General features: G+C 61.6%; 1 protein-coding gene. It reads right to left on the bottom strand.

The genetic code is table 11. The features are described from left to right. Nucleotides 1-136: 136 nt before the first annotated feature. Nucleotides 137-1,474, bottom strand: a complete 1,338-nt coding sequence (locus PH547_RS33660; protein ID WP_184806401.1) for an ISNCY-like element ISRtr6 family transposase — start codon at nt 1,472-1,474, stop codon at nt 137-139. Nucleotides 1,475-1,591: the final 117 nt, after the last annotated feature.

Raw genomic sequence — 1,591 nt, 5'->3', positions numbered from 1 at the left:
GCGGTGAGAGTGGTTTTGGGGCGACGGACAGGATCATGAACGCTTGTGATTGGGCAGTATACAGTTGGCGGCGCTGAGGCGTACGCCACGAGGCCGGCATTGTAGCGACGGCGCAATTCTAAAAGCTGGTCGGAGTTCAGGTCGGTTTGAGGCGGATGAAGAGGACGAGGTTGTAAGCCACGACGGAGGACCAGACGTAGGTCTTGAAGTGGTCAAGGCCCCGCCAGGTGCAGCGTGCCAGGCCGTAGGCACGCTTGAGGCATGATATTCCGGCTTCGATACCGGCGCGGAAGTTGCGCAACTTGCGATAGACCCAATTGCTTCTGACCATGTCCTCGACCTTGAGGCCAGCTTTCTTGTGGAATGCCATGTCGCGAACGCCCCAGGTCTTGGCTGTGGCCAGGTTGCCGCGACTGGCAAAGCCGCCGTCGGCCGCCGCCTGCCGCGGCGCGTTTCCATAGACGGCGATGTGGCGCTCCAGCATCGGCAGCAGCCGCTCGCTGTCGGGCGGATTACCTGCCTCGATCACCAGATCGAGGATCATGCCGCTTCTGCCGGTGGTCAGGTTGAGCTTGTGGCCGTATTCGGTCTCGCGGCTACCTTTGACGATGATATCGGCATGGGGTTCGAACAGGCTTACCAGCTTCTCGCCCGCCGGCAGCTTCTCGCCCGCCAGTACTCGCCGCTCGCTCTGTTTGATGATGCGTTCGATCAGCGGTCGATAGCGGCAAACCTGGGCCTGCCAGAGTTGGACGAGCGGATTGCTCGCCGCTGCCAGTCGCTCGGTTGCCTGCTTCAGGTATGCCAAGGTCGCGCAGGCGATCGCGATCAGCTCACGGTAGAGCCGGACCCGATTGGGCTGACCGCGTGTGAACTGGATCTCGCGGGCACGCTTCTTGGCCGCGCGGCAATGATCGCGCCATGCCAGGCCGGCGCCGACCAAGGTATCTGCCTTCTTCAGCAGGCGCACCATGACCCGCACGGCATCCCACAGCAGGCTGCTGTCGCTCGGTTCGTGCATGAGTGCCGAGGTCACTGTACTGTCCAGCCGCACGACCGTGCCGTCTTCCAGCTTCGCCTGCCGAGCGCTCGACAGCAGCGCCCGATTGATCGCTTCCCAGGTCTCGGGTCGGATCGCGCTGATCGTCTTTTGCAGCACTGACTTTTGCGGGCTCCATGACCACGGCAGGCGCGCAAAGGCCCGAAACGACGCAGAGTCCTCGAGATGGAACGCCAGTTCCTGGTAGCTCAGCTGCCGGTATTGCTTGAGCAATGCGCAACGCAGCACTGCCTCGGCCGGCAGCCCTTGCCGTCCGGTGGCCTTGACGCCGTGCCGACCCAGATCCCGCCCCACCAAGCCAAACAGATCGTGGTGCTCGTCCAGCCACTGCGACATCGACTTCAGTTCGTGGCCGATCTCGTGCGTGGCGAAAAGATCGAATATACTGGCTTGGACGGTGCGTTCCTGGCGCATTGTCGGCTCCGGCGGTTGCAGATTGTGCTTCGGAATCAGTGGCATGAGCCCAAAGTATACCTGAAACCGCCGGGCCTTGCTTGCGCAAAATTCAGATTCACTTAATAATATCAATAA

This window comes from Rhizobium cerradonense (genome assembly GCF_030182455.1).
GTDB lineage: Bacteria > Pseudomonadota > Alphaproteobacteria > Rhizobiales > Rhizobiaceae > Rhizobium.
The sequence above is the reverse complement of the archived record's forward strand: the minus strand, read 5'-3'. Positions and strand labels throughout refer to the sequence as shown.

Bases quoted from the DNA above. Each gene is read 5' to 3' on its own strand.
- PH547_RS33660 (WP_184806401.1), bottom strand. From the start codon at position 1,474: ATGCGCCAGGAACGCACCGTCCAAGCCAGTATATTCGATCTTTTCGCC.